A 23,890-nucleotide genomic window follows, 5' to 3' on the forward strand; every position below is an offset into this window, starting at 1 on the left:
GACCTGACCGGCGGATCCGGCTGACGTGTCTTCAGTTCTCCCAGCATTATGACCGGACGCGGCCCGAATCACAAGCGTGTCATTCCGGTCGCGTCGTCACGCGCGATCGCGACCCTGCGTCGTCTCGGCGGCGTCCGCGACGATCGCCGCGATGGAGCCCGTCTTCGCGTGGACCGCCCACTGACGATCCGCGCCCGTCCCGCGGCGGGCGATGTCGCGCAATGCGTGACGCACGGCGTCCTCGTCTCCGTGCCGCCGCAGCGCCGGGCCGGCCCACGCGAGCATGCGGTCGACGACCGAGCCCGCGGAGCGCGCCGTGCCGGTGGTCGGATCGACCAGGTGATGACGCATCCCGTGGCGCGCCGCCATCCACGACGCGAGCCGGATCGCGGCCGTCGACGCCGCGAGCGGCGGCACTCCCCCGCGCCAGTCGTCGGCCGCCTGATCCACGAGCGCCCGGATCACGCACGCCAGCGCCGCGCCGTCCTCCGCCGACAGGCAGACGTCCGCGATCCGGATCTCGACCGTCTCGTGGGCGTGCGACAGGCGCGCGTCGAAGTAGAGCATCCCGGTGTCCAGGATCGCGCCGGTCGCGACGAGCTCCCGCTCGAACGCCCGGTAGGCCTCGACGTCGGGGAAGACGTCGATCGGACCGGCCGTCGGCCAGTGATGCCACGCCACGAAGCGGAAACTCGCATGCCCCGTGTCCTCGCCGTCGCGGAACGGCGAGTTCGCCGAGAGCGCCAGAATGACCGGGAGCCACGCGCGGATCCGGTTCAGCACGGCCACGCCCTCCTCCGGATCGGAGATGCCCACGTGCACGTGGAAGCCGCACTCCAGCGTCGTGCGCGCCATGCCCGCATAGCCCTCGGCGATCGCCTGGTAGCGGCGTCGGGTCGTGACGTGAGGACGCACGGGCAGCGGCGAGCTCGCCAGCGCGACGGCCCGCGCGCCCCGATCGCGGGCGAGCCCGTCCGCGGCCCGACGGCCGGCGCGCATGAGGCGAAGCATGTCGAGCCGGTCGGTGCACGGCGCGGAGACGACCTCGATCATCTCCTGCTGCATCTCGGCCTCGAGCGCGAAGCCCTCGCGGTCGCCGTGACCGAAGCGATCCAGGATGTCCGGCGCGAGCGCCCGCGGCACCCCGCTCGCGGCATCGACGAGGAGCAGCTCCTCCTCCACGCCGAACGTCCGCATGAGCCAGTATGCGCACGAACCGCGCAGATGCACGAGGGCGGGACCCGGTGGCCGGACTACTGCTGCCAGGCGACGACCCTCTCGCTTCCGCACTCGTCCCGCAGTGCGGCGCGCGCCGTGTCATCGGCCAGTGCTCCGGGGCCCACGTACCCGCCGCCGCCGTCGACGGGATCGCCCTCGCGCACGGTGCCGTACCAGGGCACGTCGGCACTGCGCCCGTCGGGCGCGAGCGCGGTCCCGAACGGGAACAGCACGATGCTCGGCTCCGGCGCGCCGCTCTCGAGCGCCAGGCATCCCCCGTCCGTCCGGATCAGCCGTCCGGTCACCAGAGCGTCCATCGCCAGGTCGCTGTCGACCGTCTCCGCGAACAGGATGGTGCCACCCGCGCGCTGGGTGCCCTCGGTCGCGGGGATCGTCCCCGGCTCGGGCCGAGGCAGCGTCTCGGGCGGCGTATAGATCCAGGAGCGGGGCGAGCGCGTCTCGTACGGCGCCTCGATCCCGCCCAGCAGCACGAGCCGATCCCCCGCCCATGCCGTGGGCCCGCCGAACTCCGGGGCCCGTCCGGTCGCGGCAGGGCCGTCCAGCGGTCGGCGATCGCGTCGTAGCGCCGACCGTTCACGACCGAGAACCGCCGCCCCAAGGCGTCCGGGAGCCAGGGGTCCGCCTGCTGCGGATCGGGTGCGAAGCCCGGCTGCCAGCCGCCGCTCGGCAACGGGACGGTGCCGGCCTGCGTCGGATCCAGCTGCAGCGACGCGAGCCGGTCGTCCGTGGCCACCCAGTTCCAGCTGTGGGTCTGCGTCGTCGGCGGCAGGACGCGCCACTCGGCGGTCCCCGGGGCGAGCAGGGCGACCTGCGTGCGTCCGTACCGCTCCGCATCCTCGACCGCCCGCAGGTCGGTCGCGACGAGAGCGAGTCCGTGATCCGTCGGGATCAGGTCGCGGTCGAACGCCGGCGGGAACGGATCATCCGGAAGCTCCGACCACTCTCCGCCGGCGGCATCGAGCACGCGATCGGGCGTCTCGCCGTGTTCCTCCGAGCGGGCGTAGAACAGGAGTCGATCGCCGTCGGGCCGCATCCGGGTGCCGCGGACGGCCGGCACGCCTCGCGCCATCGACCACTCGTCCGCCGCGATGTCGTAGACGAGCAGCTCGCCGTCCTCCGACGACGCGTTCACGTAGACCCGGCCGTTCGCGTAGGCGGCCTCGGCCTGCCCCTGCCAGGACCGCGGCGCCGCCGCCAGCGGTCGCCACTCCCCCGAGATCGGGTCGAGCGCCGCACCGTCCGCCGCCCACTCGGACAGCATGCAGTCCGCCCGCGGCGGGCACGGCGGGCCGACATAGCCGCCGAAGACCAGCAGCTCCTCGCCTGTCCACGCGGTGACCGCAGCGTCGCGGGGCGCGATCGGGAGGTCATCCACCGCGATCCAGCCGGGCGACGCGACGGCCTCCTCGCCTGCGGGGGTCGCCCGTGTGGAGCTCGGGCCCACGGCCGCGCGCGGCCCCTCGCATCCGGTGAGGACGAGCGACGCGACCACGACGAGGGCAGACGAGGCGGCGAGGGCGCGCATGCGGCTCATACCCGACAGTGTCGCCGCACCGCGCATCGTCTCACCGGACCAGCGCGGACGTGGTGGGGCGGGTGGGACTCGAACCCACGCATCGTCGGGTTATGAGCCCTGTTGCGATTTCCCCGCATGACCACGTGGTTTCGGACCTGGTTGCCGCTTCAACTACGCATCGATCACGATTGTCGACACGACGAGCTCGACGTCGTTCATAGCAATCGCTAAGGTCAGCGGTAGCGGCACACCCGGACCGCGGCTCCACGTTCTGAGCGGCACCTTGGCCGCAGAATGGTGATCGAATGCGCGCTCTGGTATCTGCCTCTCGCTGGCGAGCAAGCGCGAACCGCAATGTGCTGGCGATCGTCGGTGCTCTCGCGCTCCTCATCGGGCTCATCATCGCTCCGTCATCGACATCAGTGGCCGCTCAATCGACAGAAGCGACGACGGCAGCGTCATTCTGCCGGGACTATCTGATCGTCGGAGTGAAGGGGTCCGGTGAGACCAGCGAGTATGGGACGATCGTCGGTCAGGCGGTCTCAGAAGCCGAGCGGAAGCTGTCTCCGATGAGTCATCGCAGCCTCGCCGTCGATTACACGGCAGCACCAGTGAGTGTGCTCATCGCCGACCTCGCTCTGGCGTTCCGAGGCGATAGCGACCTTGACTACTACAACTCGATTTCCACGGGCGTGACGAGGCTGCAACAAATCCTCGGTGAATCACTGCTCAACTGTCCCGATGAGCAGTGGGTCTTGATCGGCTACTCGCAAGGAGCGCTGGTCATCGATCAAGTGCTGAGTCACTCGTACCCAGCGAGCCGAATTGCCGGAGTGCTTCAGATTGCGAATCCCGGCCACCGCAAGGACCGTCCGGTGGAAAACGCGGGAACCGCCTCTCCCGGCAGCGGTCTCAACGAGTGGACCCGAGCGTTGCCGGGAGCCTACTTGCTCTTCGATCTGCCGGCGACACGGACGACAAGGATCCTGGAGCTCTGCAACGCTATGGATCTCGTGTGCGACACCGAGAATCTGATGTCCGTTTATGGCCTCTCACCGGACCCTGCCGGGCTCGCCACCATCGCCGGCGTGGCAGCTGCCGGCATAGACATTCACACAAGTTCGTACACGCGCCAGCAGATACAGGATGCCGTGCACACCATGTGGGCAGGCAGCAACACCTCGATCACCGGTAACGTGCTGGATGGCGGTGCCAATTGGAAACGATTTGGGGACGTCACGGTGACCGTGTACCGCGCCGATGGTGGCGGCGGGATCGGCGAGGAATTCGCTTCCGCGTTAACGGACTCCCAGGGAAACTACGCGATCTCGAATCTACCCATCGGCGCGTACCGAGTGCTGTTCACTCCCCCATCAGGATCTGGCTATCGAGCCAGGTGGAACACCGGTGTTCTTGACGTAGCAGACACGCCGACTATGCGCCTCGCGAGGGGTAGCTGGCATGTTCTGAACATCACGCTAGGGTCGCCTCTTCTGACTGGCCACATCTCCAACGTGGCCGACGACTCCGATGCCGCAGGCGTCCAGATAGACGCATACTGGCGGCTGGGAGACGGTGACGATTATCGCTGGCAAGGGCGCGCCGTCACGGCGGCAGATGGTACGTATGCCCTGGGTGATCTCCCTGAAGGCACCTTGAAGCTGCGTTTCTCCGCGTCACCTGGTACGAATTACACGACAACGTGGGGCGGACTTCACACCATCGAAGAGGGGTGGCCCGGTATCACGGCTTGGATAGCGTCACTCGATCCCGACGACCTCCATCCGTTCGCGTTCAACTCGGAGATGCCGCACTCGGGTTACGACGTCGCAATCGCTTCTGGCGCCGCAGTTTCCGGCCACATCACAGGGACTTCCGGCCACCCGATCTCCAAGGCTCGCGTCGACGCCTATCGGCCGGACGGAGAATACGCGGGATCCGGAGAAGCGGATTATCGCGGTCGCTATGAGATCACATCTCTACCCCCTGGAGAATACCGGCTGCAGTACATCGTTACGGGCGCGTACTCTACATATGAGTCCGAGCTGTGGCTCGGAGGCGCCCTGCACCCTCACGACAGTCAAGCGATCGAAGTGCTCGATCGAGAACCGCTGATCGGTGTTGATCAGGTCCTTGGCGCTGGAGCAACCATCGCGGGCACCATGACGTGGAACGAGATGTTGTGGGGCGACGGCGTCTCCGAACCACGGCTGTACCGACTCGATCCCGGCCGAGGCGTGTATGAACTGTGGCGAAATGATCCCAGCAGCGTCATGTACTGGGACGACAGCCGCAAGGTGACTCTCCTCGACTACTGGTTCTGGAACTTGCCCTCGGGCACTTACAAGATCGAGTTCGTCGACTCGGGTACGTACTGGGATGAATCGCTCACGTTGTCGAACGCGACAGAGATCGTGCTGGATCCTGGTGCCTCACGCTACGAGATCGACAAGGAGCCAGATGACCGCTTCGCCTCAGTGCTGGACCCTGTCGTGTCCGGTTCGACGGCTGTTGGTGGCACGCTCACGGCAACCATCGGGACCTGGTCGCCAAAGCCTACGGTTGTGACGTATCAATGGATGAGAAACACCACTCCGATCCAGGGCGCGACGGAATCGACTTACTCCCCGACTGCCGCCGATGTTGGAGAACAGATTTGGGTGTCCGTGACAGCGAAACGGCTCGGATACGAGCTCACTACGCGCACATCGGAGCCGATAATCGTTGCGAACACGCTGACCGCAGCCACGCCCACGATCGGCGGCACCTCAGCGGTGGGCCAAACTCTCACTGCGATTCCGGGCAACTGGACGGCCGGCACGAAATTCACCTACCAGTGGCTCCGAGACGGCAAAGCTATCTCCGGCGCGACGAAGTCGACCTACGAGATCGCCGTCGCCGATGCCGGGAAGAAGGTCACAGTCAAGGTCACCGGCACCAAGTCCGGACACACCACGACATCGAAGACCAGCGCTGCGAAGTTGGTCCCGTTACGGACGCTGAAGACAGCTACGCCGACGTTCTCAGGCGCCGTGACAGTCGGCCAGAAGCTGACGGCAATACCCGGCACATGGACCGCCGGCACGAGGTTCACCTACCAGTGGCTGCGCGACGGCAAGGCGATCAACAAGGCGACAGCGGCGACCTATACGGTCACTGCCTCCGATGCGGGCAAGACTGTCTCTGTGAAGGTCACCGGCACGCTGGCCGGCTACAACACCGCGCCGAAGACGAGCGCCGTCAAGCCGGTGCCGTTGCAGATGCTGATGACGAAGATTCCGACCATCGCCGGCACGGTCAAGGTCGGGCAGACGCTCAGCGCGAAGCCCGGGGCATGGACCTTCGACACGGCATTCAAGTACCAGTGGCTGCGTGGCGGCAAGGCCATCTCCGGCGCGACGAAATCGAGCTACAAGCTCAGCGCCGCGGACGCCGGAACGAAGGTGACAGTCAAGGTCACAGGCACCAAGACCGGCTACACGACGGCGTCGAAGACGAGCGCTGCGAAGTCGATTCCGCTGCAGACGCTGGTGACGAAGACTCCGACCATCGCCGGCACGGTCAAGGTCGGGCAGACGCTCAGCGCGAAGCCCGGGGCATGGACGTCCGGCACGGCATTCAAGTACCAGTGGCTGCGGGACGGCAAAGCCATCTCCGGCGGGACGAAATCGACCTACAAGCTCGTTGCCGCAGACGCCGGAAAGAAGATCGCCGTCAAGGTCACGGGTACGAAAGCGGGCTACCGGTCGGTAGAAACGACGAGCAAGGCGACGGTCCTGGTGAAGAAGTAGCCCTTTCCTAGACACCGGCGCTGTTCCGGCGCGAGTCCCGCCCTCCCCTAAATCACCCCTCGGTCGGATCCGGCCTCGGCGTGCCAACTGGCGCCGCCGCGTTGCGCCCGCGAGACGTACGCGCTCAGCACTTCGAGCTGATGACCAGCGATACTCGTCCGATCGTTCACGTCACTCCTCGTACGTAGGCGCGCGCCCATCCTCTTGCGGCGGCGCCCCCGGCGCACTTCATTTCCACACCGCTCCTCGCGACGTCGGCGAGAACACGCCCATGCCCTCGACGAAGCGGTGCTCGAGCATCCAGGCAACGAAGCCGTCAACTGCTTCAGCGCCCGATGTGATGGCGCAACATCGATGTCTCTGGCGCTGATCGCGACACCGCGCTTCCCCACGATCAACTCTTTCGCAGACGCCCTCGAGGAGGCGTCACCACCCCCAGTTGTGGACCATTTAGCGGACCTTCTGGCGGTGTCGAGCGCCTGCTCGTCCGACATGAAGAAAACGCCGTTCTTCCGCATGATTACGCGTCTGAGTGGGTTTACTTGTGGGGCGGGTGGGACTCGAACCCACGCATCGTCGGGTTATGAGCCCGCTGCCTTGACCATCTTGGCCACCGCCCCGCGATCTCCGAGCCTATCGCGCCCGATCGCCGTCCTCGTCCGGAGGCAGGCGCCGGTTGAGCAGGTCGTCGGGGTCGCGCATCGCGCGCAGCTGGTCGAGCGCGGTCTCGCCGTCCTTCGCCGGCTCGCCGGTCTCGCGCGCGGCCCGGTCGATCCCCTCGTCCCGGCCCCGCGCGATGGCCAGCTCCTGGCTCTCGCTCACGACCTGCGGGTGGTGGCGCGCGAGCAGGAACACGCCGTACGCCGCGGCCGCGCCCGCGACGACGAAGACGATCAGCGCCCACAGGTGCGCGTCGGATGCCTCGCCCAGGACGATCGCGCCGATCAGGACCGCGACGATCGGATCGATCACGGTGAGGCCGGCGATCACGAGATCGGGCGGCCCGGACGAGTACGCCGTCTGCACGAAGTATCCGCCGACCGCGGCGGCCGCGAGCAGCGCTCCGAGACAGACGATCGTGAGCCAATCGAAGTCGCCCTGCTGGATCCGGCTGATCACGATCTTCGCGAGCGTCGCGACGAAGCCGTACAGCACGCCGGCTGCCGATATGTAGAACAGCGCACCCATCCGGTGCCGCAGCATCAGCCAGGCCACGCCGACGAGGATGATCACGACCAGCAGGATCGCGAACACCACGAGCAGCTCGACCTCGGTCACGGGGTGCTCGGTCGCGAACAGGGCGGCCACGATCACGAACAGGAAGATCCCACCGACGCACAGGCCAATCGACGTGAGCGACTTCCTCGTCGGGACGTGTCCCGTCGCCTGCGCGTTGAGCAGCGTCGTGATCACGAGCGACACGGCTCCCAGCGGCTGCACCACGATCAGCGGCGCGACGGCGAGGGCACTCAGCTGGCAGGTGATGGCGACGCACAGCAGGACCGTCCCGATGACCCACGACGGGCGCGTGAGCAGGCGCAGCAGGTGCGACGGCGCGAGCCCGGTGTCGGCGGTCGATCCGGAGATCCGCTCGACCTTGCGCACCCCCTGGCTCTGGTACTGCGCACCCAGCGACATGAAGACCGCGCCGGCGAGGGCGAGCGGGATGCCCAGCAGCAGTCCCGGATTCTGGAACGCGCCCACGAGCTGGTCGCCGACGTCCTCCACACCGGCGAAACCGCTGCCGAACGCCAGCTGAACGATCCCCGGATGCACTCTCCGAGGGTACCCGGCGGGCCCGCGAACACCGCGATTCGAATCGCAGCGGCCGATGAATCTACGCTGGAAGCATGGCCGTGCTCCCGATCCGCATCATGGGCGATCCCGTGCTCCACGCCCCCGCCGTCGACGTCGAGGAGATCACGGACGAGATCCGCACCCTGGTCGCCGACATGTTCGAGACGATGGACACCGCGCCGGGGGTCGGCCTCGCGGCGCCCCAGGTGGGCGTGCCGCTGCGCATCTACACGTACTCGTACGAGGACGACAAGGGTGAGCCGTGGCGCGGGGTGATCGTCAACCCCGAGCTCTGGATGATTCCCCTCGTGCCGGGCGAGCCCGACGAGGACGAGGAGTCGGAGGGCTGCCTGTCGTTCCCCGGCGAGCGCTTCGCGCTGCGCCGCTCGGAGCGCGTCGTCGTGACCGGCATGGATCTCGACGACGAGCCGGTCCGGATCGAGGTCGACGGCTGGCGCGCCCGCATCATGCAGCACGAGTTCGACCACCTCGACGGGGTGCTCTACGTCGACCGGCTGACCGGATCGGACGCGAAGCTCGTGCAGAAGATCGCGCGCAAGCGCGGATGGGGGCGACCGGGCCTGAGCTGGCAGCCGGGCGTCGACGACCTCGAGGGCTGATCGGATCCCTACACGGTGAGCGCTGCCCACGACAGTCCCTCGCCCGCTGCGGGCGCGGTGGCTACTGTGAGCGCAAGGGCGGCCGTCCGCCTCCGCGCGATCGACAGGAGAGGCGCATGACCCGCATCGGCCCCGTTCGCCTCGCCGCCGCGACCGGTGCGCTCGCCCTGCTGTTCGCGCTGTGCGGCTGCGCGGCCATCGGCCAGCTCCTGGGCGGCGGGGGTCCCCAGCGCGACGAGGAGACGGGCCAGGTCACCGAGAGCGGGGACGTCGACGTCTTCCAGCTGAAGATCGGCGACTGCCTGAACCTGGGCGAGAACGGCGAGCTCTCGTCGGCGGCGGTCGTGCCGTGCACCGAGCCGCACACCGAGGAGATCTTCCACGAGTTCGAGATGCCCGAGGGCGACTGGCCCGGCAAGGACGCGATCGACCAGGCCGCCGACGAGGGCTGCTACGCCGAGTTCGAGTCGTTCGTCGGCAAGGCCTTCGAGGACTCGGTGCTCGACTACGTCTTCCTCGCCCCGCTGGAGGACGGCTGGAACGATCCGAACGTGAAGGACCGGCTCGTGCAGTGCGTGATCTACGAGCCCGGCGAGGGCGGCGCGAAGAAGCTCACCGGATCCCTCGAGGGCGCCGCGCGCTGATCTCCTCACCCGGCGATCTACCGTCGCGCCGTCGGACCCGTCACAATCGGCTCAGGCCGCCTCCCGAAGCGAGCGGCGCATCCGAAAGCGACGGTGCAGGTCATGGGGTTGATCAACAGCGGATTCGGCGGCAGGCGCGGCGCCCGGGACGAGCGGCTCCCGCCCGGGCAGACCCTCGTCGGCGACTGGCCGGTGCTGAGCGCCGGGCTCACGCCCGACATCGGGGCGCACGAGTGGAGCTTCAGCATCGCGACGGAGACCGGGACCGAGCATCGCTGGGACTGGAACGAGCTCCAGGACGTCGGCGTGGAGGACATCGTCACGGACATCCACTGCGTCACCCACTGGTCCAAGCTCGGCATGGCCTGGCGGGGGGTTCCGCTGGACCGCCTGTTCGAGGACGTCGAGACGTCCTACGACTACGTCATGGTCCACAGCTACGGCGGCTACACAACCAACGTGCCGCTCGACGACCTGCTCGACGGGAAGGCCTGGATCGCGACGGAGGCGGAGGGCGAGCCCCTCACGCCCGAGCACGGCGGACCCGCGCGCCTGCTGGTGCCGCACCTCTACTTCTGGAAGAGCGCCAAGTGGGTGCGCGGCATGCGGATGATGCCCTCCGACGAGCCGGGCTTCTGGGAGCAGAACGGCTACCACCTGCGCGGCGACCCCTGGCTCGAGGAGCGCTACTGGTGACGCCGCGCATCCCGGTCGCCTGGCACGTCGCCCGCGTCGCGGCACGCCGGCCGGAGACCGGGTCCGCGGTGCGCCTGGAGCTGGATGTGCCGACCTGGCCCGGCAATCCCGCCGGCTCGCACCTCGACATCCGCCTGACCGCGCCCGACGGCTACCAGGCGACGCGGTCGTACTCGATCGCGTCCTCCGGTGCCTCGACCACCGTCGTCCTCGCGGTCGACGAGGTGCCCGACGGCGAGGTGTCCCCCTATCTCGTGCGCGATCTCGCGGTGGGCGAGGAGATGGAGGTGCACGGGCCGCTCGGTCGCTTCTTCGTGTGGGCGCCGTCCGACGCCGACCGGTCCCCCGTGCAGCTCATCGCGGGCGGATCCGGCGTCGTGCCGCTGTTCGCGATGGCGGCCGCCCGCGAGCGGGAGGCGGACGGCGAGGACTTCCGCCTGCTGTACTCGGTCCGCACGCCGCGCGACGTGTTCTTCGCCGAGGAGCTGAGCGCGCTCTCGCGCACCGTGGTCGAGATCGTGCACACGCGGGAGGCACCCCCGGGATCCACGCGCCCGCCGGGGCGCCTCACACTCGAGGCGGTCGCCGAGCGGACGTTCCCGGCTTCGGCGGCGCCGCGCGTCTACGTCTGCGGTCCCACGCCGTTCGTCGAGGCCGTCGCCGACTGGCTGCTCGCGCTGGGCCACGATCCGCAGCGCATCCGCACCGAGCGATTCGGAGGAAGCTGATGAGTCATCTGGACGGGAACGCTCTCGCGGGTGGGTTCGAGGAGGTGCTCGGCCTCGACATCACGACGGCGGTCGGGCGCTGCGGCGGCTGCGGGCGGACGTTCGAGCTCGGCCGCGCCCGCGCGTTCGTCTCGCCGATGGGCGCGGTCATGGGCTGCGCCGGATGCGACGCCGTGCTCGCCGTGGTCGTCGACGCGAGGGGCGAGAGCATCGTGAACCTCTCCGGGCTCGCGTACATCACCGTGCCGCGCGAGTAGTCGGCTCGATGAGAACAGCACGAGGACGCCCGCGATGATGCCGGGCAAAGGGAAAGGGCCCGTCCGATGGACGGGCCCTGTGGCTCCCCGGCTTGGACTCGAACCAAGAACCTGCCGGTTAACAGCCGGCTGCTCTGCCAATTGAGCTACCGAGGATCATTCCTCTGCCCCTCGCGGGGCAACCCCACAATCTTAGCAAAGCCGGACGGGTGCTCACGACACGGGTGCGCGGCCTGGCGTGTCGGGCGTCCAGAGCACCTGGCCGCCGGCCGACTGCGCGACGACGTGTCCGCCGCGCAGCCGCAGCTGGGCCGCCCCGAGCTCGCGGGCGAAGGCCTCGTCGTTGCTCGCGACGAGGGCCGCCATCCCTCGTTCCCGGCGCCGGCGCACGATGGCGTCGAACACGACGTGCCGCACCTCGAGGTCGATGTTGGCGAGCGGCTCGTCGGCGATCAGCACGCGCGGATCCAGGATGAGCGCGCGCGCGAACGCGACGCGCTGACGCATGCCCGCGCTGAGCTCGAACGGGAAGCGGTCGGCCGTGCCGAGCGGCAGGTGCATCTCGTCCAGCAGCGCCGCGACGCGCACGGCGACGGCACGGCCGTTCACGCGGCGGTCCCGCGAGGTGATCGGCTCGGCGATGGTCTCCCCCACCGTCAGGCGCGCGGGCAGCGACGCCCCCGCTCCCTGCGGCACGTACCCGACGCGGTACGTGAGCACGCGGCGGTCGCGGCCCTTGCGGCGCACGGGGATGCCGCACACGCGCGCGTCGCCTCCCGAGGCGGCGAGCCTGTCGTCGCTCTGGCCGGCCAGCACGTCGAGCAGGCTCGACTTCCCCGCGCCGGTCGGGCCGGAGACCACGAGGATCTCCCCCGCCTTCAGCGTGAACGTGACGCCGTCGACCGCCCGCGTCTCGGGCCCGTGCCCCCAGCGGCTGATGCTGAGGTCGTCGCACACGACGGCGTTGACGGGATCATCCGGGACGCGGAACATGCGTCCATCCTGCCCCGTGCGGTCCGCCCGGGCCAGGAGGCTCACTCGACGTCGATCAGGGCGCGTCGCTCGCCGTCGAGCTCGCGCAGGCGGACGCGCAGCGTGCGGCCCTCGTCGGAGGTCGGCGCAGCACGCTGCACGGCGCCGAGGAGCTCGGTCTTCTCCTGGTCGAGCGAGCGCAGGATCAGCCGGCGGCAGATGTCCTTCACCGATGCCACCGCGTGGTCGTCGTCGCGGGCCGGGAAGTCGCGCGCGAGCAGCTCCCCCGCGAGCTGGCGGTACGGCTCGCGCACGGTCTCCACGGCGCTCATGGCCCAGCCGGGGCGCGTGCGGTCCGCCGCCGCGGCGACGGCCGCGCGCACGGCCTCGAGCGCCGTCGTGCGGAACGGCAGGCCCAGGGCACGCGCCAGCAGGGCGGGATCGATCCGGTGCCCGTAGAGCAGGATGCCCGTGAGCGCATCGCGCTCGAGAGCGACGTCCGTCGAGCGCGGCAGCGACGTGAGCGTGACGCGCTGCAGCGGGGCCTGCACGGCGGGCTCCGAGCCCGGCATCGGGCGCGCCTCGGATCGCGTGGCGGTCTTGGCGCCGGCGTCGCCGGCCTTCCGCGCCGCCTGCTCGACCGCGCCGTGCACGTCGCGCGGCTCCATGCCGAGCTTCCGGGCGAGGACGCGCTCGTAGCCGGCCCGCACCATCCGGTCGCGGATGGCGGCGACGATGGGCGCGGCCGAGCGGAGCGCGCCGATCCGCCCCTCGACGCTGGAGAGGTCGAACCCTCCGATGCGGCGGTCGATCACGAACTCGAACATGGGCACGCGGTGGTCGAGCAGGCCGCGAACGGCCCCGTCGCCGCGCTGCAGGCGCAGGTCGCACGGGTCGAGCCCGTCCGGCGCCACGGCCACGTACGTCTGGGCGTTGAAACGGCCGTCCTCGGCGAACGCGCGGATGGCGGCCTTCTGGCCGGCCTCGTCGCCGTCGAACGTGAAAACGACCTCGCCGGATGCCGAGTCGTCGCCCATCACGCGCCGCAGCACCGTGACGTGCTCGGAGCCGAACGCCGTGCCGCACGTCGCGATCGCGGTGGTGATGCCCGCGAGGTGACAGGCCATGACGTCCGTGTATCCCTCGACCACCACGACCCGCTTCGGGTCGCCGCGCGAGATGTCGCGCTTGGCGAGATCCAGGCCGTACAGCACCTGCGCCTTCTTGTAGATGGGCGTCTCGGGGGTGTTGAGGTACTTCGGGCCCTGATCGTCCTCGTAGAGCTTGCGCGCGCCGAAGCCGATCGTCTGTCCCGTGACGTCGCGGATGGGCCACACCAGGCGGCCGCGGAACCGGTCGTAGACGCCGCCGCGCTGGTTGGTCGAGACCAGGCCGGCCGTCGTCAGCTCCTCGCGCGTGAAGCCCTGGGCCGTGAGCGCCTTGAGCATCGCGTCCCAGCCCTTGGGCGCGTAGCCGACGCCGAAGTGCGCCGCGGCGCCCGCGTCGAAGCCGCGCTCTCCGAGGAACCGCCGGGCGGGCTCCGCCTCGGGGCTCACGAGCTGCGCGCGGAAGAACTCGGCCGCGGCGGAGTTGGCCGCGAACAGGCGCGAGCGCCCGCTCGTCTCCGGCGCCGGTCCGCCGTCCTCGTAGTGCAGCGTGTACCCGATCTTGCCGGCCAGTCGCTCGACCGCCTCGGTGAAGGTGACGTGGTCCATCTCCCGCAGGAACGTGTACACGTCGCCCGACTCGCCGCAGCCGAAGCAGTGGTAGTACCCCACCTGGGGGCGCACGTGGAAGCTCGGGCTCTTCTCGTCGTGGAACGGGCACAGCCCCTTGAGCGAGCCGATGCCCGCCGACCGCAGCGCCACGCGCTCGCCGACCACGTCGGCGATGTTGGTGCGGGCCTTGACCTCTTCGACGTCGGCCTGCCGGATGCGCGGCATCAGTCCGCCCCGACGTCCGCGACCTGCGGCACCGCCGCGGACCGTGCAAGCGCGCCCGGACGCGCGTGGCGCGGCGTCCAGATGCCGACCTCTGCGGGGTCGATCTCCCCCACGAGCCGGTTGTGCCAGTCGATCGCGGTCTGGTCCGTGAGGCTCGCGACCTGATCGACGACCACGCGCATCCGCTCGGCGTCCGTCCGAGCCGCGTGGAAGTCGGCGGCGAACGCGGGCTCGAAGACCTCGCCGCCGGCCGACCACAGCGTGTCGGTCGACAGCAGCGCGTCCGCGAGCCGCTTGAGCACGCGGCGCTGCTCCTTGTAGACGCCCTTGCGCGCCTCGATGGTCACGATCGACGAGCCCATGATGCCCTTGAGCACCGCGATCTCGACCTCGACCACGCGCGGCACCACGACGTGCGCGTTGTACCGCGCGAGCGACGGTCCGGCGTACGCGTCCCGCGTCGCACCGACGGCGGCGCGCGCGAAGCGCCCGATGAGGTCGCTCGTGAGGTTCTTCAGGCGCGCGAGATCCTGCCGGGACCGGTCGAACGACTTCAGCCACATCGGCTGGCGCGTCAGTCGATACAGCCCGTCCGCGAGCTCCTCGCGCGTGTAGTCGTAGCCGACCCACTGCTGGATCCGGCCGATCAGCGGGTGATGCTGGACCGGATCGGCGAGGGCCTCCAGGTCGATGTAGCCGTTCACGACGGCGTCCTCGAAGTCGTGCACCGAGTACGCGATGTCGTCGGAGAGGTCCATGACCTCGGCCTCGACGCAGCGCAGCCGGCCCGGCGCCCCCTGGCGCATCCAGTGGAAGACGTCCTCGTCCTCCGGGTAGACGCCGAACTTCAGCCGCCCGCCGGGATCCGGCACGGGGGCGTCGACCGTCCACGGGTACTTGCACGTGGCGTCGAGGCTCGCGCGCGTCAGGTTCAGGCCGACCGAGCGCTCGCTGTCGTCGAGCACCTTCGCCTCGAGCCGGGTCAGGATGCGCAGCGACTGCGCGTTGCCCTCGAACCCGCCGATGCCGTCGGCCCACTCGTTGAGCGCGCGCTCGCCGTTGTGCCCGAACGGCGGATGGCCGAGGTCGTGGCTGAGGCAGGCGGTGTCGACCACGTCGGCCGACAGTCCGAGCGAGATGGCGAGTTCGCGGCCGATCTGAGCGACCTCGAGCGAGTGCGTCAGGCGGTTGCGCGCGAAGTCGGCCGTGCTCGCCGGGCTCAGCACCTGCGTCTTGGCGGCGAGGCGGCGCAGGCCGGCGGAGTGCAGGACGCGCGCCCGGTCGCGGGCGAAATCGTCGCGCTCGGAGCGGTGCCTTTCGGCGAAGAAGCGTTCGGCGTCGCGCTCGTCGTACCCGCCGGGCCTCTCCGACGAAGGGCGCATGCCGTCAGCCGCCACTGGTGTCCAGCTCCGCTTCCTGCAGCTCGCAGCTCGCGTCCTCGCCCATCTCGCGGGAGTCCAGCCAGCCCTGCGGCAGCACCGGACGCTTGGGGGTGCCGGCCCGGCCGCGCTGACCCTCGGCCGCGGCACCGGGGTACGGCGCATCGTGGTCGAGCTGCGCGAGGAGGTCGTCGATCTCGGCGAGACTCGACGCGGTCGCGAGGCTCGCGCGCAGGTCGCCGCCGACCGGATAGCCCTTGAAGTACCACGCGACGTGCTTGCGGATGTCGCGGCATCCGCGATCCTCGTCCTCGAAGAACTCCACGAGCAGCTCGGCGTGACGGCGGAATCCGGCCGCCACGAAGCCGAGCGTCGCGTCGACGACGGGGGCGTCGGCGCCGAACGCGGCGGCGAGCTCGCCGAACAGCCAGGGCCGGCCGAGGCAGCCACGGCCGACGACGACGCCGTCGCAGCCGGTCTCGTCCATCATCCGCACCGCGTCGTCGGCACTCCAGATGTCGCCGTTGCCGAGCACGGGGATGCTCGTGACGGTCTCCTTGAGCTTGGCGATGGCCGACCAGTCCGCGGTGCCGGAGTAGAACTCGGCGGCCGTGCGGGCGTGCAGCGCGACGGCGGCGGCGCCCGCGTCCTCCGCGATGCGGCCGGCGTCGAGGTAGGTGAGGTGGTCGGCATCGATGCCCTTGCGCATCTTCACCGTGACCGGCACGTCGCCGGCGGCCCTGACGGCGCCCTCGACGATGTCGCGGAACAGCCCCGTCTTCCACGGCAGCGCGGATCCGCCGCCCTTGCGCGTCACCTTCGGCACCGGGCATCCGAAGTTCAGGTCGATGTGATCGGCCCGGTCCTCCTCGGCGATGATGCGCGCGGCCTCGGCGGTCACCTTCGCGTCGACGCCGTAGAGCTGGATCGACCGGGGTGTCTCGGACTCGTGGTGCCGGATGAGGCGCATCGTGGCGTCGTTGCGCTCGACGAGCGCGCGCGTCGTGATCATCTCGCTGACGTACAGGCCCGCGCCGTATTCGCGGCAGAGCCGGCGGAAGGCGGTGTTCGTGATGCCCGCCATGGGTGCGAGGACGACCGGCACGTCGAGGTCGATCGTGCCGATCCGCAGGGCGCGGGGGCGGGCGAGAACGGAGGTCACGGATCCATTCTCACAGACTCGCCCGGCGCGGTCGCCGAGAGTCGTAGCCTGTGGGCATGGCTGACCCCGACCTTCCCCCTGTGCGCGACATCCCCTTCGCCGACGCGTCCGGCGTGGAGCACACCCTGTCCCAGTTCGACGGCCCGGTGCTGGTCGTCAACGTCGCCTCCAAGTGCGGCATGACGCCGCAGTACGAGCAGCTCGAGCAGCTGCAGCGCTCGTACGGCGAGCGGGGCTTCACGGTCGTGGGCTTCCCGTGCAACCAGTTCATGGGGCAGGAGCCCGGATCCATCGAGCAGATCCTCGAGTACTGCGTCTCTACGTGGGGCGTCACGTTCCCCGTGAACGACAAGATCAAGGTGAACGGCCCGAACGCGCATCCGCTCTACAAGGCGCTCAAGAGGACCCAGGACGGACACGGCAAGGCCGGCCGCGTCGCCTGGAACTTCGAGAAGTTCCTCGTCCTGCCCGACGGATCCGTCAAGCGCTTCCGTCCGCAGCAGAAGCCGGATGACCCGGAGATCGTCGGCGAGATCGAGGCCGCGCTGACACGCTGACGCTCAGAGCTCCTCGGCGCGGTGCTCCGACCAGACCTGGCGGGCGACCTGCGTGAACGCCTCGGGCGGCTGGGCGCCGCTGACGCCGTACTTGCCGTCGATCACGAAGAACGGCACGCCGTTGATGCCGTACGCGGTCGCCTGCGCCTGATCCTGGCGGACCGCGGGGAGGAACTCGTCGTTCTCGAGCGCATCGCGCGCTGCGGCCTCGTCGAGGCCGACCTCGCCCGCGAGTGACACCAGCTCGTCGATGCGACCCACGTGGCGGCCCTCGACGAAGTACGCCGACAGCAGGCGCTCCTTCATCTCGAGCTGCTTGCCGTGCTCCTTGGCGAAGTGGATGAGCTCGTGGCCCTTGACCGTGTTGGTGTGCTGCTGGAGATCGAAGCGGTAGTGCAGGTCGGCCTGGTCCTTCGCGATCTGCGCGACGCGGTCGTTCATCTGCTGCGCCTGCTCGCGCGTGACGCCCTTGTGCTGCGCGAGGAAGTCGGTGCTGGACCCGTGGAAGTCGACGGGCGTGTCGGGCGACAGCTCGAACGAGTGGTAGGTGATCTCGACCTGCGGGGCGTCCTCATCCTGCGCGGCGGCCGCGAGGCCGTTCTCGAGGTTGCGCTTGCCGATGTAGCACCACGGGCAGGCGATGTCGCTCCAGACGTCGATCCGGATCGGGGCGGGGGACGCGGTCGTGTCAGTCACGTCAGTCTCAACGCCCGGCACGCCCGTGTATTCCGGATCGGTCATGCGGTCGGCGCGTCGACCGCCCCGCCGAAGCGGCGCTCGCGCCCGAGATACAGGTCGATGGCGTGCCAGAGGTCGGCGCGGCCGAAGTCGGGCCACAGCGTGTCGAGGAACACCATCTCCGCATACGCCGACTGCCACAGCAGGAAGTTCGACGTGCGCTGCTCGCCGCTCGAGCGCACGAACAGGTCGACGTCGGGCATGTCGGGCACGTAGAAGTGCCGCCGCAGGGCCTTCTCCGTGACGCCGGAGGGCTTCAGCCTGCCGGCCGCGACCTCCACGGCCAGCGCGCGGACCGCGTCGACGATCTCATTGCGCCCGCCGTAGTTGATGCACATCGTGAGCGTCAGCACGTCGTTCCCCGCGGTGAGCTGCTCGGCGAACTTCAGCTCCTTGATGACCGAGCCCCACAGCCGCGGCGTGCGGCCGGCCCACCGGATCCGGACGCCCCACTCGTTCAGCTGGTCGCGGCGGCGGTGCAGGACGTCGCGGTTGTAGCCCATCAGGAAGCGCACCTCGTCGGGCGAGCGGCGCCAGTTCTCGGTCGAGAACGCATATACCGAGAGGTGCTTCACGCCCGCCTGGATCGCGCCGGCGACGACGTCGAGCAGCACCTCCTCCCCCGCCTTGTGCCCCTCGATGCGCGATAGCCCGCGACGGTTCGCCCAGCGGCCGTTGCCGTCCATCACGATCGCGACGTGCGCGGGCGCGTCCGTCCCGTAGTCCGGAGCCTGCAGCCCCGTCCAGTCGATCGGGCGGTACGGCACGGCGTCGCGGTGCGTGTAGGGCTTCGGGGTCATCGAGCTCCTCGGTTCCAGACGGGCTGCGGCTGTCCGAGCGCGCGCAGTCCGCGCTCCATCGTGAACTGCACGTACGCGGCGACGAGGCCGGATGCGGCGTCCGCGTCGCGCGACGGCGCGGCGTCGACGACCTCCCACTCGCCCGCCAGCAGGGCCTGCGTGAGCGCGAGCACCGCGGGCTGCACGTGCGGGGTGCCGGGCGGTGCGCAGTTCTCGCACACGACGCCGCCGAGCTGCGCGAGGAACATCCCGTGCGGCCCCTCGCGGCCGCAGCGACCGCACGCGTCGAGCGCGGGCGCCCAGCCGGCGAGCGACAGCGCGCGCAGCAGGTACGAGTCCAGGATCGCGCGGGCGACATGCTCGCCGCGCGACAGCGACCGCAGCGCGCCCACCAGCAGGTAGTACTGGTTCGGCACGGGCTCGTCGTGCGTGAGCCGGTCGGCGATCTCCACCATGGCGCTGGCCGCCGTGTAGCGGTCGTAGTCGGCCGCGATGTCCGCACCGTAGGCGCCCAGGGACTCGGCCTGCTGCACGATGTCGAGGCTGCGCCCCGCGTACAGCTGCAGGTCGGCGACCATGAACGGCTCGAGCCGCGAACCGAACCGGGAGGACGTGCGGCGCACGCCCTTCGCGACCGCGCGCACCTTGCCGTGCCGCCGGCTCAGCATCGTGACGATGCGGTCGGCCTCGCCGAGCTTGTGCGTGCGCAGCACGACCGCTTCGTCTCGATAGGTGGGCACCGATCCATTATCCGGCCAGCCCCCGACATCCGCCCCGCGCCGAGCCGCGTCCTCGCGCCCCACCCGCATCCGCACGCCCACCCGCATCCCGGAGATCGCCACGATCCCGGATCCCGGCGCCCCGGCGCTCCGGGATCCTGGCGATCTCCGGAGTTCTGGCACCGGCGCGCCCCGCGACGCGCCCGGCGGATGCGGAGTCGGGTGCGGCGCGCGGCGGTGACACCATGGAACCGTGACCGATCCGACGTTCGTGCTGCCGCTGTGGGCCGACCTCGTCGCCGTGGCGTTCGGCGGCGTGCAGGGCGCGATGTTCGCGTCCGGGTTCCAGGGGCAGCGCCGGCTGGATCTGCTCGGCGTCGCGCTCATCGGCATCATCGTCGGGATGGGCGGCGGCCTCATCCGCGACATCCTGCTCGGCATCACGCCCGCGACGCTGCAGTCCAACTGGTACATCCTGACCGCGATCGTCGCGTCGCTCACGGGCATGCTGCTGGCGGGGCTGTTCCATCGCCTGAACAAGGTGATCGTCGGGCTCGACGCCGTGCTCATCGGCCTGTTCGGCGCTTTCGGCACGAGCAAGGCCCTCGCGTTCGGCCTGCCGCTCGTGCCGTCGATCTTCATCGGCGCGCTGGCCGCGGTCGGCGGCGGCGTGGCGCGCGACGTGGCGATGGGCCTCCCCATCGCGATCATGCACGTCGGATCGCTCTACGCGGTCGCCGCGGCGGCCGGATGCACAGTGCTCGGCGTGAGCTTCCAGGCGGGCCTCGACATCGTCCCCGCCGCGATCGCGGGCGTCGCCGTGACCATCGTGATCCGCCTGCTCGCGGTGATCTTCGACGTGTCGCTGCCCGAGCAGCGCCGGATCCACCGTCGCCGCGTCGCGCTGGAGACCTCCGCGATCCCGGTCATCTCGTCCGAGATGATCGCCCAGGCGCAGGCGGGCGTCGAGCAGGCGCAGGCCGCCGCGGCCCAGGCGGTCGAGGCCATGGAGCTCGCGAACGAGGCGAACGAACAGGCGACCGAGGCCGCCGAGCAGGCGCAGGCCGCCGCCGAGCAGGCCGCGGAGGCCGCCGGCGACGACGACCTCCCGGCCCGCTGAGCGGATTCAGACCCCGGCGAGCTCGGGCTTGCGGGCCCGGATCGAGCGGTTCACACCCGAGACGATCGCCTTGAGCGATGCCGTGGAGATGTCGCCGTCGATGCCGACGCCCCACAGGCGCTCGCCGTCGACCTGCAGCTCGACGTACGCCGCCGCCTCCGCGTCGCCCGACGCGCTGAGCGTGTGCTCCACGTAGTCGTACAGCGTGACGTCGAGGCCCTGCTCGCGCAGCACCTCGAGGAAGGCCGCGATCGGGCCGTTGCCGTGACCCGCGTGCTGCGCCTGCGCCTCGCCGTCGCGCAGCACGACCTCGAGCGCGACGTCGCCGTCGAGCTTCGACTGGGTGCTCGTGCCGAGCAGCTCGAAGCGACCCCAGCGGGCATCCTCGTGCGCCGACGGCAGGTACTCGTCCTGGAAGATCGCCCAGATCTGGTCGCTTGTGACCTCGCCGCCCTCGGCATCGGTCTTGGCCTGCACGACGTTCGAGAACTCGATCTGCAGCTTGCGCGGCAGATCGATCGCGTGGTCGGTCTTGAGCAGGTAGGCGACGCCGCCCTTGCCCGACTGCGAGTTGACGCGGATGACCGCCTCGTACGAGCGCCCCAGGTCCTTCGGGTCGATCGGCAGGTACGGCACGGCCCACTCGATGTCGTCCACAGTCACGCCCCGGGCCTGCGCCGTGGCGGCCATGGCCTCGAAGCCCTTCTTGATGGCGTCCTGATGCGATCCGCTGAAGGCGGTGAAGACCAGGTCGCCCGCCCACGGGCTGCGCTCGGGAACCGGCAGCTGGTTGCAGTACTCGACCGTGCGCTTGACGTGGTCGATGTCGCCGAAGTCGATCTGGGGGTCGATGCCCTGCGTGAACAGGTTGATGCCCAGCGCGACGATGTCGACGTTGCCGGTGCGCTCGCCGTTGCCGAACAGACAGCCCTCGATGCGGTCGGCCCCAGCCATGTAGCCGAGCTCAGCCGCCGCGATCGCGGTGCCCCGGTCGTTGTGCGGGTGCAGCGAGATGAGGACGTTCTCACGGTGGTTCAGGTGCCGGCCCATCCACTCGATCGAGTCGGCGTAGACGTTGGGCGTGGCCATCTCGACCGTCGCGGGCAGGTTGATGATCACCTTGCGCTCGGGCGTGGGCTCGAAGATCTCGAGCACCTGGTTGCAGACGTCGGCGGCGAACTCGAGCTCGGTGCCGGTGTAGCTCTCGGGCGAGTACTCGTAGTACACCGCGGTCTCGGGCACGGTCTGCTCGTACTGCCTGCACCAGCGCGCGCCCTCGAGCGCGATGTCGATGATGCCCTGCCGGTCGGTGCGGAACACCACGTCGCGCTGCAGCACGCTCGTCGAGTTGTACAGGTGCACGATGGCCTGCTTGGCACCCTTGATGGACTCGTAGGTGCGGGCGATCAGGTGCTCGCGCGCCTGCGTCAGGACCTGGATCGTGACGTCGTCCGGGATCAGGTCCTCTTCGATGAGCTGGCGGACGAAGTCGAAGTCGGTCTGGCTCGCAGACGGAAAGCCGACCTCGATCTCCTTGTAGCCCATCTGGACGAGCAGCTCGAACATGACGCGCTTGCGCTCGGGGCTCATCGGGTCGATGAGGGCCTGGTTGCCGTCGCGCAGGTCGACGGCGCACCAGCGGGGCGCCTTCTCGATCCGCCTCGACGGCCACGTGCGGTCGGGCAGGTCGACGGCGATCTGCTCGTGATACGGCCGGTACTTGTGCACCGGCATGCCGCTGGGCTTCTGGGTGTTCTCCATGTCGCTTGCCTTCGTCTCGTCGTATGTGTCGGGCCGACGACGAACTCCGCGACGAGGAGGCCCTAGATCGAGGTCTCGTCGCGGCGGCTAAGAAGCAGGAGCCCACCGAGGCGCATGGAGCAAGGCTAACACGCACTGTGCACGGTGACGACGGGCCCGGGTGGGGTCCGGATGAGCAGGATGCTCAGGATGAGACGGATCCGGGTCCTCGGACACTCCTCGGTATGAGCACCTCCCGTCGCGCCGCGGCTACGGCCATCGCGCTCCTCGCCCTCGCGCTCTCCGCGTGCGCCGCGATCCCCGCCGCCGCGCCGGCCGCCGCCCCGCCGCCGCGGCTGGGCGACGTCCATCCGGCGCCGCCGAAGGGCGACGTCCTGATGCAGGGCATGGTGATGGACAAGGCGGGCACCGAGATCCAGCTCTGCCACGGGGAGATGCTCCTGTCGAATCCACCGCAGTGCCGCGGCGTGCCGCTCGACGGCTGGAACTGGGACGCCGTGGAGGGCGAGGAGACCGCGGCGGACAGCACGTTCGGCAGCTACGCCGTCACCGGCACCTACGACGGCGAGCAGCTGACGGTCACGGCCGATCCGGTGCTGCTGGCCCTGTTCGATCCGATGGTTCCCGAGGACCCGACCGGCGGAGTCGCCGGCACGACCCCCGACGGACGCCTCGAGCGGATCGCCGCGACCATCCGGCAGCGGATGGGCGATGCCGCCTCCCCGCGGGTCGAGGACGGCTACGTGCGACTGGAGGTCGTGTGGGACGACGGCACCTACCAGGACGCGGCGGACGCCGAGTTCGGCGCGCGCGTCGTGATCGTCGAGCGGCTCATGCGCCCCGTCGAGCCGGTGCCGGCGTCGAGCCTGACCGCCGGCAGGCTCGGCGCCGAGCGCCCCGCGCCGCCGAGCGGGGAGGTGACCGCGACGGGAATCCTGCAGGGCAAGGGAGCCCGGGTGACCCTCTGCCTCGATGCGTGGCCGGACCCGCGCCCCGCGCGGCCCTGCGACCCGATCCCCGTGACGGGTCTCGACGACGCCGGCATCGCCGATCCGGTCCTCACCTGCGTCTCGGGCGACTACGACGGGAGCCGGTTCCACGTCACCTCGCACATCCCCGAGGCCCTGTGCGACCGCGCCGCCGAGCGGCCGCAGCGCAGCGACGACCTCCCCGCCGGGGCGGGCCCGCTCTCCGAAGCGGATGCGGCCGCGGTTCTGGCCGAGATCGGCGAGCGGCTGGGCCACGAGCTCCGGGTCTCGACCGCGGCGAACGGCCGCGTCCTCGTCACCGTCGTGTGGGACGACGGGACGTACCAGCGCGCGGCCGACGCCGAGTTCGGCATCGGAGCGGTCGTCGTCGACAGCGCGATCTGGGCGCCCGACGCCCCCTGACCCCGAGACTCACCGGGGACGCTCCCGTGTCGGGACGGTCTAGCTCTCCGGTGACTCGAG

At 70.0% G+C, this 23,890-nt stretch carries 20 protein-coding genes, 2 tRNA genes and 1 pseudogene; 9 read left to right on the forward strand and 14 right to left on the reverse strand.

Translation table 11 applies throughout. The features are described 5' to 3' along the window. Positions 1 to 96: 96 nt before the first annotated feature. From AAD528_RS01590 to AAD528_RS01600, 3 genes are read right to left on the reverse strand one after another with little or no spacing between them, the layout of a single operon-like run. The gene (locus tag AAD528_RS01590) at positions 97 to 1,197 is read right to left on the reverse strand and encodes a carboxylate-amine ligase (protein ID WP_345750286.1); all 1,101 of its coding nucleotides are present in this window, start codon (positions 1,195 to 1,197) and stop codon (positions 97 to 99) included. 56 nt (positions 1,198 to 1,253) lie between these two features. Beyond that, the gene (locus tag AAD528_RS01595; protein ID WP_345750287.1) at positions 1,254 to 1,535 is read right to left on the reverse strand and encodes a hypothetical protein; all 282 of its coding nucleotides are present in this window, start codon (positions 1,533 to 1,535) and stop codon (positions 1,254 to 1,256) included. Further along, the gene (locus AAD528_RS01600; RefSeq protein ID WP_345750288.1) at positions 1,520 to 2,773 is read right to left on the reverse strand and encodes a Kelch repeat-containing protein; all 1,254 of its coding nucleotides are present in this window, start codon (positions 2,771 to 2,773) and stop codon (positions 1,520 to 1,522) included. The genes AAD528_RS01595 and AAD528_RS01600 overlap by 16 nt, the downstream gene beginning before the upstream one ends. Positions 2,774 to 3,060: 287 nt before the next feature. On the opposite strand from AAD528_RS01600, the gene AAD528_RS01605 reads away from it, so the two are divergent. Beyond that, a complete protein-coding gene (locus AAD528_RS01605) occupies positions 3,061 to 6,546 on the forward strand; it encodes a cutinase family protein (protein ID WP_345750289.1) in 3,486 nt (1,161 codons plus the stop codon). A gap of 545 nt (positions 6,547 to 7,091) precedes the next feature. Here AAD528_RS01605 and AAD528_RS01610 read toward each other — a convergent pair. Then, a tRNA-Ile gene (locus tag AAD528_RS01610) sits at positions 7,092 to 7,166 on the reverse strand. 13 nt (positions 7,167 to 7,179) lie between these two features. Further along, entirely contained in the window at positions 7,180 to 8,322 is a 1,143-nt protein-coding gene (locus AAD528_RS01615; RefSeq protein WP_375339562.1) for a DMT family transporter, read from the reverse strand. A 74-nt stretch (positions 8,323 to 8,396) separates the two neighbouring features. Here AAD528_RS01615 and def point away from each other — a divergent pair, with 74 nt between their 5' ends. From def to AAD528_RS01640, 5 genes are all read left to right on the forward strand, one after another. Next, positions 8,397 to 8,963 carry a peptide deformylase gene (def, locus tag AAD528_RS01620; protein WP_345750290.1) on the forward strand — a complete coding sequence of 189 codons (567 nt, stop codon included), beginning with the start codon at positions 8,397 to 8,399 and terminating at the stop codon, positions 8,961 to 8,963. Positions 8,964 to 9,079: 116 nt separating this feature from the next. After that, positions 9,080 to 9,607, forward strand: a complete 528-nt coding sequence (locus AAD528_RS01625; RefSeq protein WP_345750291.1) for a septum formation family protein — start codon at positions 9,080 to 9,082, stop codon at positions 9,605 to 9,607. A gap of 102 nt (positions 9,608 to 9,709) precedes the next feature. After that, complete coding sequence (locus AAD528_RS01630; RefSeq protein WP_345750292.1) at positions 9,710 to 10,303, forward strand: molybdopterin-dependent oxidoreductase; 594 nt, start codon at positions 9,710 to 9,712, stop codon at positions 10,301 to 10,303. Further along, complete coding sequence (locus AAD528_RS01635; RefSeq protein ID WP_345750293.1) at positions 10,300 to 11,031, forward strand: FAD-binding oxidoreductase; 732 nt, start codon at positions 10,300 to 10,302, stop codon at positions 11,029 to 11,031. Before AAD528_RS01630 ends, AAD528_RS01635 begins: the two co-directional genes overlap by 4 nt. Further along, positions 11,031 to 11,288, forward strand: coding sequence for a DUF6510 family protein (locus AAD528_RS01640; protein WP_345750294.1), 258 nt, complete (start codon positions 11,031 to 11,033; stop codon positions 11,286 to 11,288). The genes AAD528_RS01635 and AAD528_RS01640 overlap by 1 nt, the downstream gene beginning before the upstream one ends. Positions 11,289 to 11,368: 80 nt before the next feature. On the opposite strand, the gene AAD528_RS01645 is transcribed toward AAD528_RS01640, so the two are convergent. From AAD528_RS01645 to dusB, 5 genes are all read right to left on the reverse strand, one after another. Further along, positions 11,369 to 11,444, reverse strand: a tRNA-Asn gene (locus AAD528_RS01645). 57 nt (positions 11,445 to 11,501) lie between these two features. Next, positions 11,502 to 12,281, reverse strand: a complete 780-nt coding sequence (locus tag AAD528_RS01650; RefSeq protein ID WP_345750295.1) for an ATP-binding cassette domain-containing protein — start codon at positions 12,279 to 12,281, stop codon at positions 11,502 to 11,504. Positions 12,282 to 12,322: 41 nt separating this feature from the next. Then, positions 12,323 to 14,203, reverse strand: a complete 1,881-nt coding sequence (gene dnaG / locus AAD528_RS01655) for a DNA primase (protein WP_345750296.1) — start codon at positions 14,201 to 14,203, stop codon at positions 12,323 to 12,325. Beyond that, positions 14,203 to 15,585: a deoxyguanosinetriphosphate triphosphohydrolase gene (locus tag AAD528_RS01660; RefSeq protein ID WP_345750297.1), complete on the reverse strand. Its 1,383-nt coding sequence runs from the start codon at positions 15,583 to 15,585 to the stop codon at positions 14,203 to 14,205. Before AAD528_RS01660 ends, dnaG begins: the two co-directional genes overlap by 1 nt. Positions 15,586 to 15,589: 4 nt before the next feature. Continuing rightward, a complete protein-coding gene (gene dusB, locus AAD528_RS01665; protein WP_345750298.1) occupies positions 15,590 to 16,744 on the reverse strand; it encodes a tRNA dihydrouridine synthase DusB in 1,155 nt (384 codons plus the stop codon). A gap of 56 nt (positions 16,745 to 16,800) precedes the next feature. On the opposite strand from dusB, the gene AAD528_RS01670 reads away from it, so the two are divergent. Beyond that, positions 16,801 to 17,301, forward strand: a complete 501-nt coding sequence (locus AAD528_RS01670) for a glutathione peroxidase (RefSeq protein WP_345750299.1) — start codon at positions 16,801 to 16,803, stop codon at positions 17,299 to 17,301. Between the two features lie 3 nt (positions 17,302 to 17,304). Here AAD528_RS01670 and AAD528_RS01675 read toward each other — a convergent pair whose 3' ends face one another. The 3 genes from AAD528_RS01675 to recO are packed head-to-tail and all read right to left on the reverse strand — an operon-like array spanning position 17,305 to position 19,579. Continuing rightward, on the reverse strand, positions 17,305 to 17,997 hold the full coding sequence (locus AAD528_RS01675) for a DsbA family oxidoreductase (protein ID WP_345750300.1): 693 nt from the start codon (positions 17,995 to 17,997) through the stop codon (positions 17,305 to 17,307). A gap of 41 nt (positions 17,998 to 18,038) precedes the next feature. After that, positions 18,039 to 18,839 carry an isoprenyl transferase gene (locus AAD528_RS01680; RefSeq protein WP_345750301.1) on the reverse strand — a complete coding sequence of 267 codons (801 nt, stop codon included), beginning with the start codon at positions 18,837 to 18,839 and terminating at the stop codon, positions 18,039 to 18,041. After that, complete coding sequence (gene recO, locus AAD528_RS01685) at positions 18,836 to 19,579, reverse strand: DNA repair protein RecO (protein ID WP_345750302.1); 744 nt, start codon at positions 19,577 to 19,579, stop codon at positions 18,836 to 18,838. Before recO ends, AAD528_RS01680 begins: the two co-directional genes overlap by 4 nt. Positions 19,580 to 19,811: 232 nt before the next feature. Here recO and AAD528_RS01690 point away from each other — a divergent pair. After that, positions 19,812 to 20,495 (forward strand): annotated as a pseudogene (locus AAD528_RS01690) (trimeric intracellular cation channel family protein); the annotation flags it as partial. A 189-nt stretch (positions 20,496 to 20,684) separates the two neighbouring features. Here AAD528_RS01690 and leuA read toward each other — a convergent pair. Beyond that, the gene (gene leuA / locus AAD528_RS01695; RefSeq protein ID WP_345750303.1) at positions 20,685 to 22,439 is read right to left on the reverse strand and encodes a 2-isopropylmalate synthase; all 1,755 of its coding nucleotides are present in this window, start codon (positions 22,437 to 22,439) and stop codon (positions 20,685 to 20,687) included. Between the two features lie 224 nt (positions 22,440 to 22,663). On the opposite strand from leuA, the gene AAD528_RS01700 reads away from it, so the two are divergent. Next, positions 22,664 to 23,830, forward strand: a complete 1,167-nt coding sequence (locus AAD528_RS01700; RefSeq protein ID WP_345750304.1) for a hypothetical protein — start codon at positions 22,664 to 22,666, stop codon at positions 23,828 to 23,830. Positions 23,831 to 23,890 lie beyond the last annotated feature (60 nt).

Origin of the sequence: Microbacterium rhizophilum (genome assembly GCF_039605615.1) — a bacterium.
In the GTDB taxonomy this organism is placed as follows: domain Bacteria; phylum Actinomycetota; class Actinomycetes; order Actinomycetales; family Microbacteriaceae; genus Microbacterium; species Microbacterium rhizophilus.

Bases quoted from the DNA above. Each gene is read 5' to 3' on its own strand.
- AAD528_RS01590 (WP_345750286.1), bottom strand. From the start codon at position 1,197: ATGCGGACGTTCGGCGTGGAGGAGGAGCTGCTCCTCGTCGATGCCGCG.
- AAD528_RS01595 (WP_345750287.1), bottom strand. From the start codon at position 1,535: ATGGACGCTCTGGTGACCGGACGGCTGATCCGGACGGACGGGGGATGC.
- AAD528_RS01600 (WP_345750288.1), bottom strand. From the start codon at position 2,773: ATGAGCCGCATGCGCGCCCTCGCCGCCTCGTCTGCCCTCGTCGTGGTC.
- AAD528_RS01605 (WP_345750289.1), top strand. From the start codon at position 3,061: ATGCGCGCTCTGGTATCTGCCTCTCGCTGGCGAGCAAGCGCGAACCGC.
- def (WP_345750290.1), top strand. From the start codon at position 8,397: ATGGCCGTGCTCCCGATCCGCATCATGGGCGATCCCGTGCTCCACGCC.
- AAD528_RS01625 (WP_345750291.1), top strand. From the start codon at position 9,080: ATGACCCGCATCGGCCCCGTTCGCCTCGCCGCCGCGACCGGTGCGCTC.
- AAD528_RS01630 (WP_345750292.1), top strand. From the start codon at position 9,710: ATGGGGTTGATCAACAGCGGATTCGGCGGCAGGCGCGGCGCCCGGGAC.
- AAD528_RS01640 (WP_345750294.1), top strand. From the start codon at position 11,031: ATGAGTCATCTGGACGGGAACGCTCTCGCGGGTGGGTTCGAGGAGGTG.
- AAD528_RS01650 (WP_345750295.1), bottom strand. From the start codon at position 12,281: ATGTTCCGCGTCCCGGATGATCCCGTCAACGCCGTCGTGTGCGACGAC.
- dnaG (WP_345750296.1), bottom strand. From the start codon at position 14,203: ATGCCGCGCATCCGGCAGGCCGACGTCGAAGAGGTCAAGGCCCGCACC.
- AAD528_RS01660 (WP_345750297.1), bottom strand. From the start codon at position 15,585: ATGCGCCCTTCGTCGGAGAGGCCCGGCGGGTACGACGAGCGCGACGCC.
- AAD528_RS01670 (WP_345750299.1), top strand. From the start codon at position 16,801: ATGGCTGACCCCGACCTTCCCCCTGTGCGCGACATCCCCTTCGCCGAC.
- AAD528_RS01680 (WP_345750301.1), bottom strand. From the start codon at position 18,839: ATGACCCCGAAGCCCTACACGCACCGCGACGCCGTGCCGTACCGCCCG.
- leuA (WP_345750303.1), bottom strand. From the start codon at position 22,439: ATGGAGAACACCCAGAAGCCCAGCGGCATGCCGGTGCACAAGTACCGG.
- AAD528_RS01700 (WP_345750304.1), top strand. From the start codon at position 22,664: ATGAGCACCTCCCGTCGCGCCGCGGCTACGGCCATCGCGCTCCTCGCC.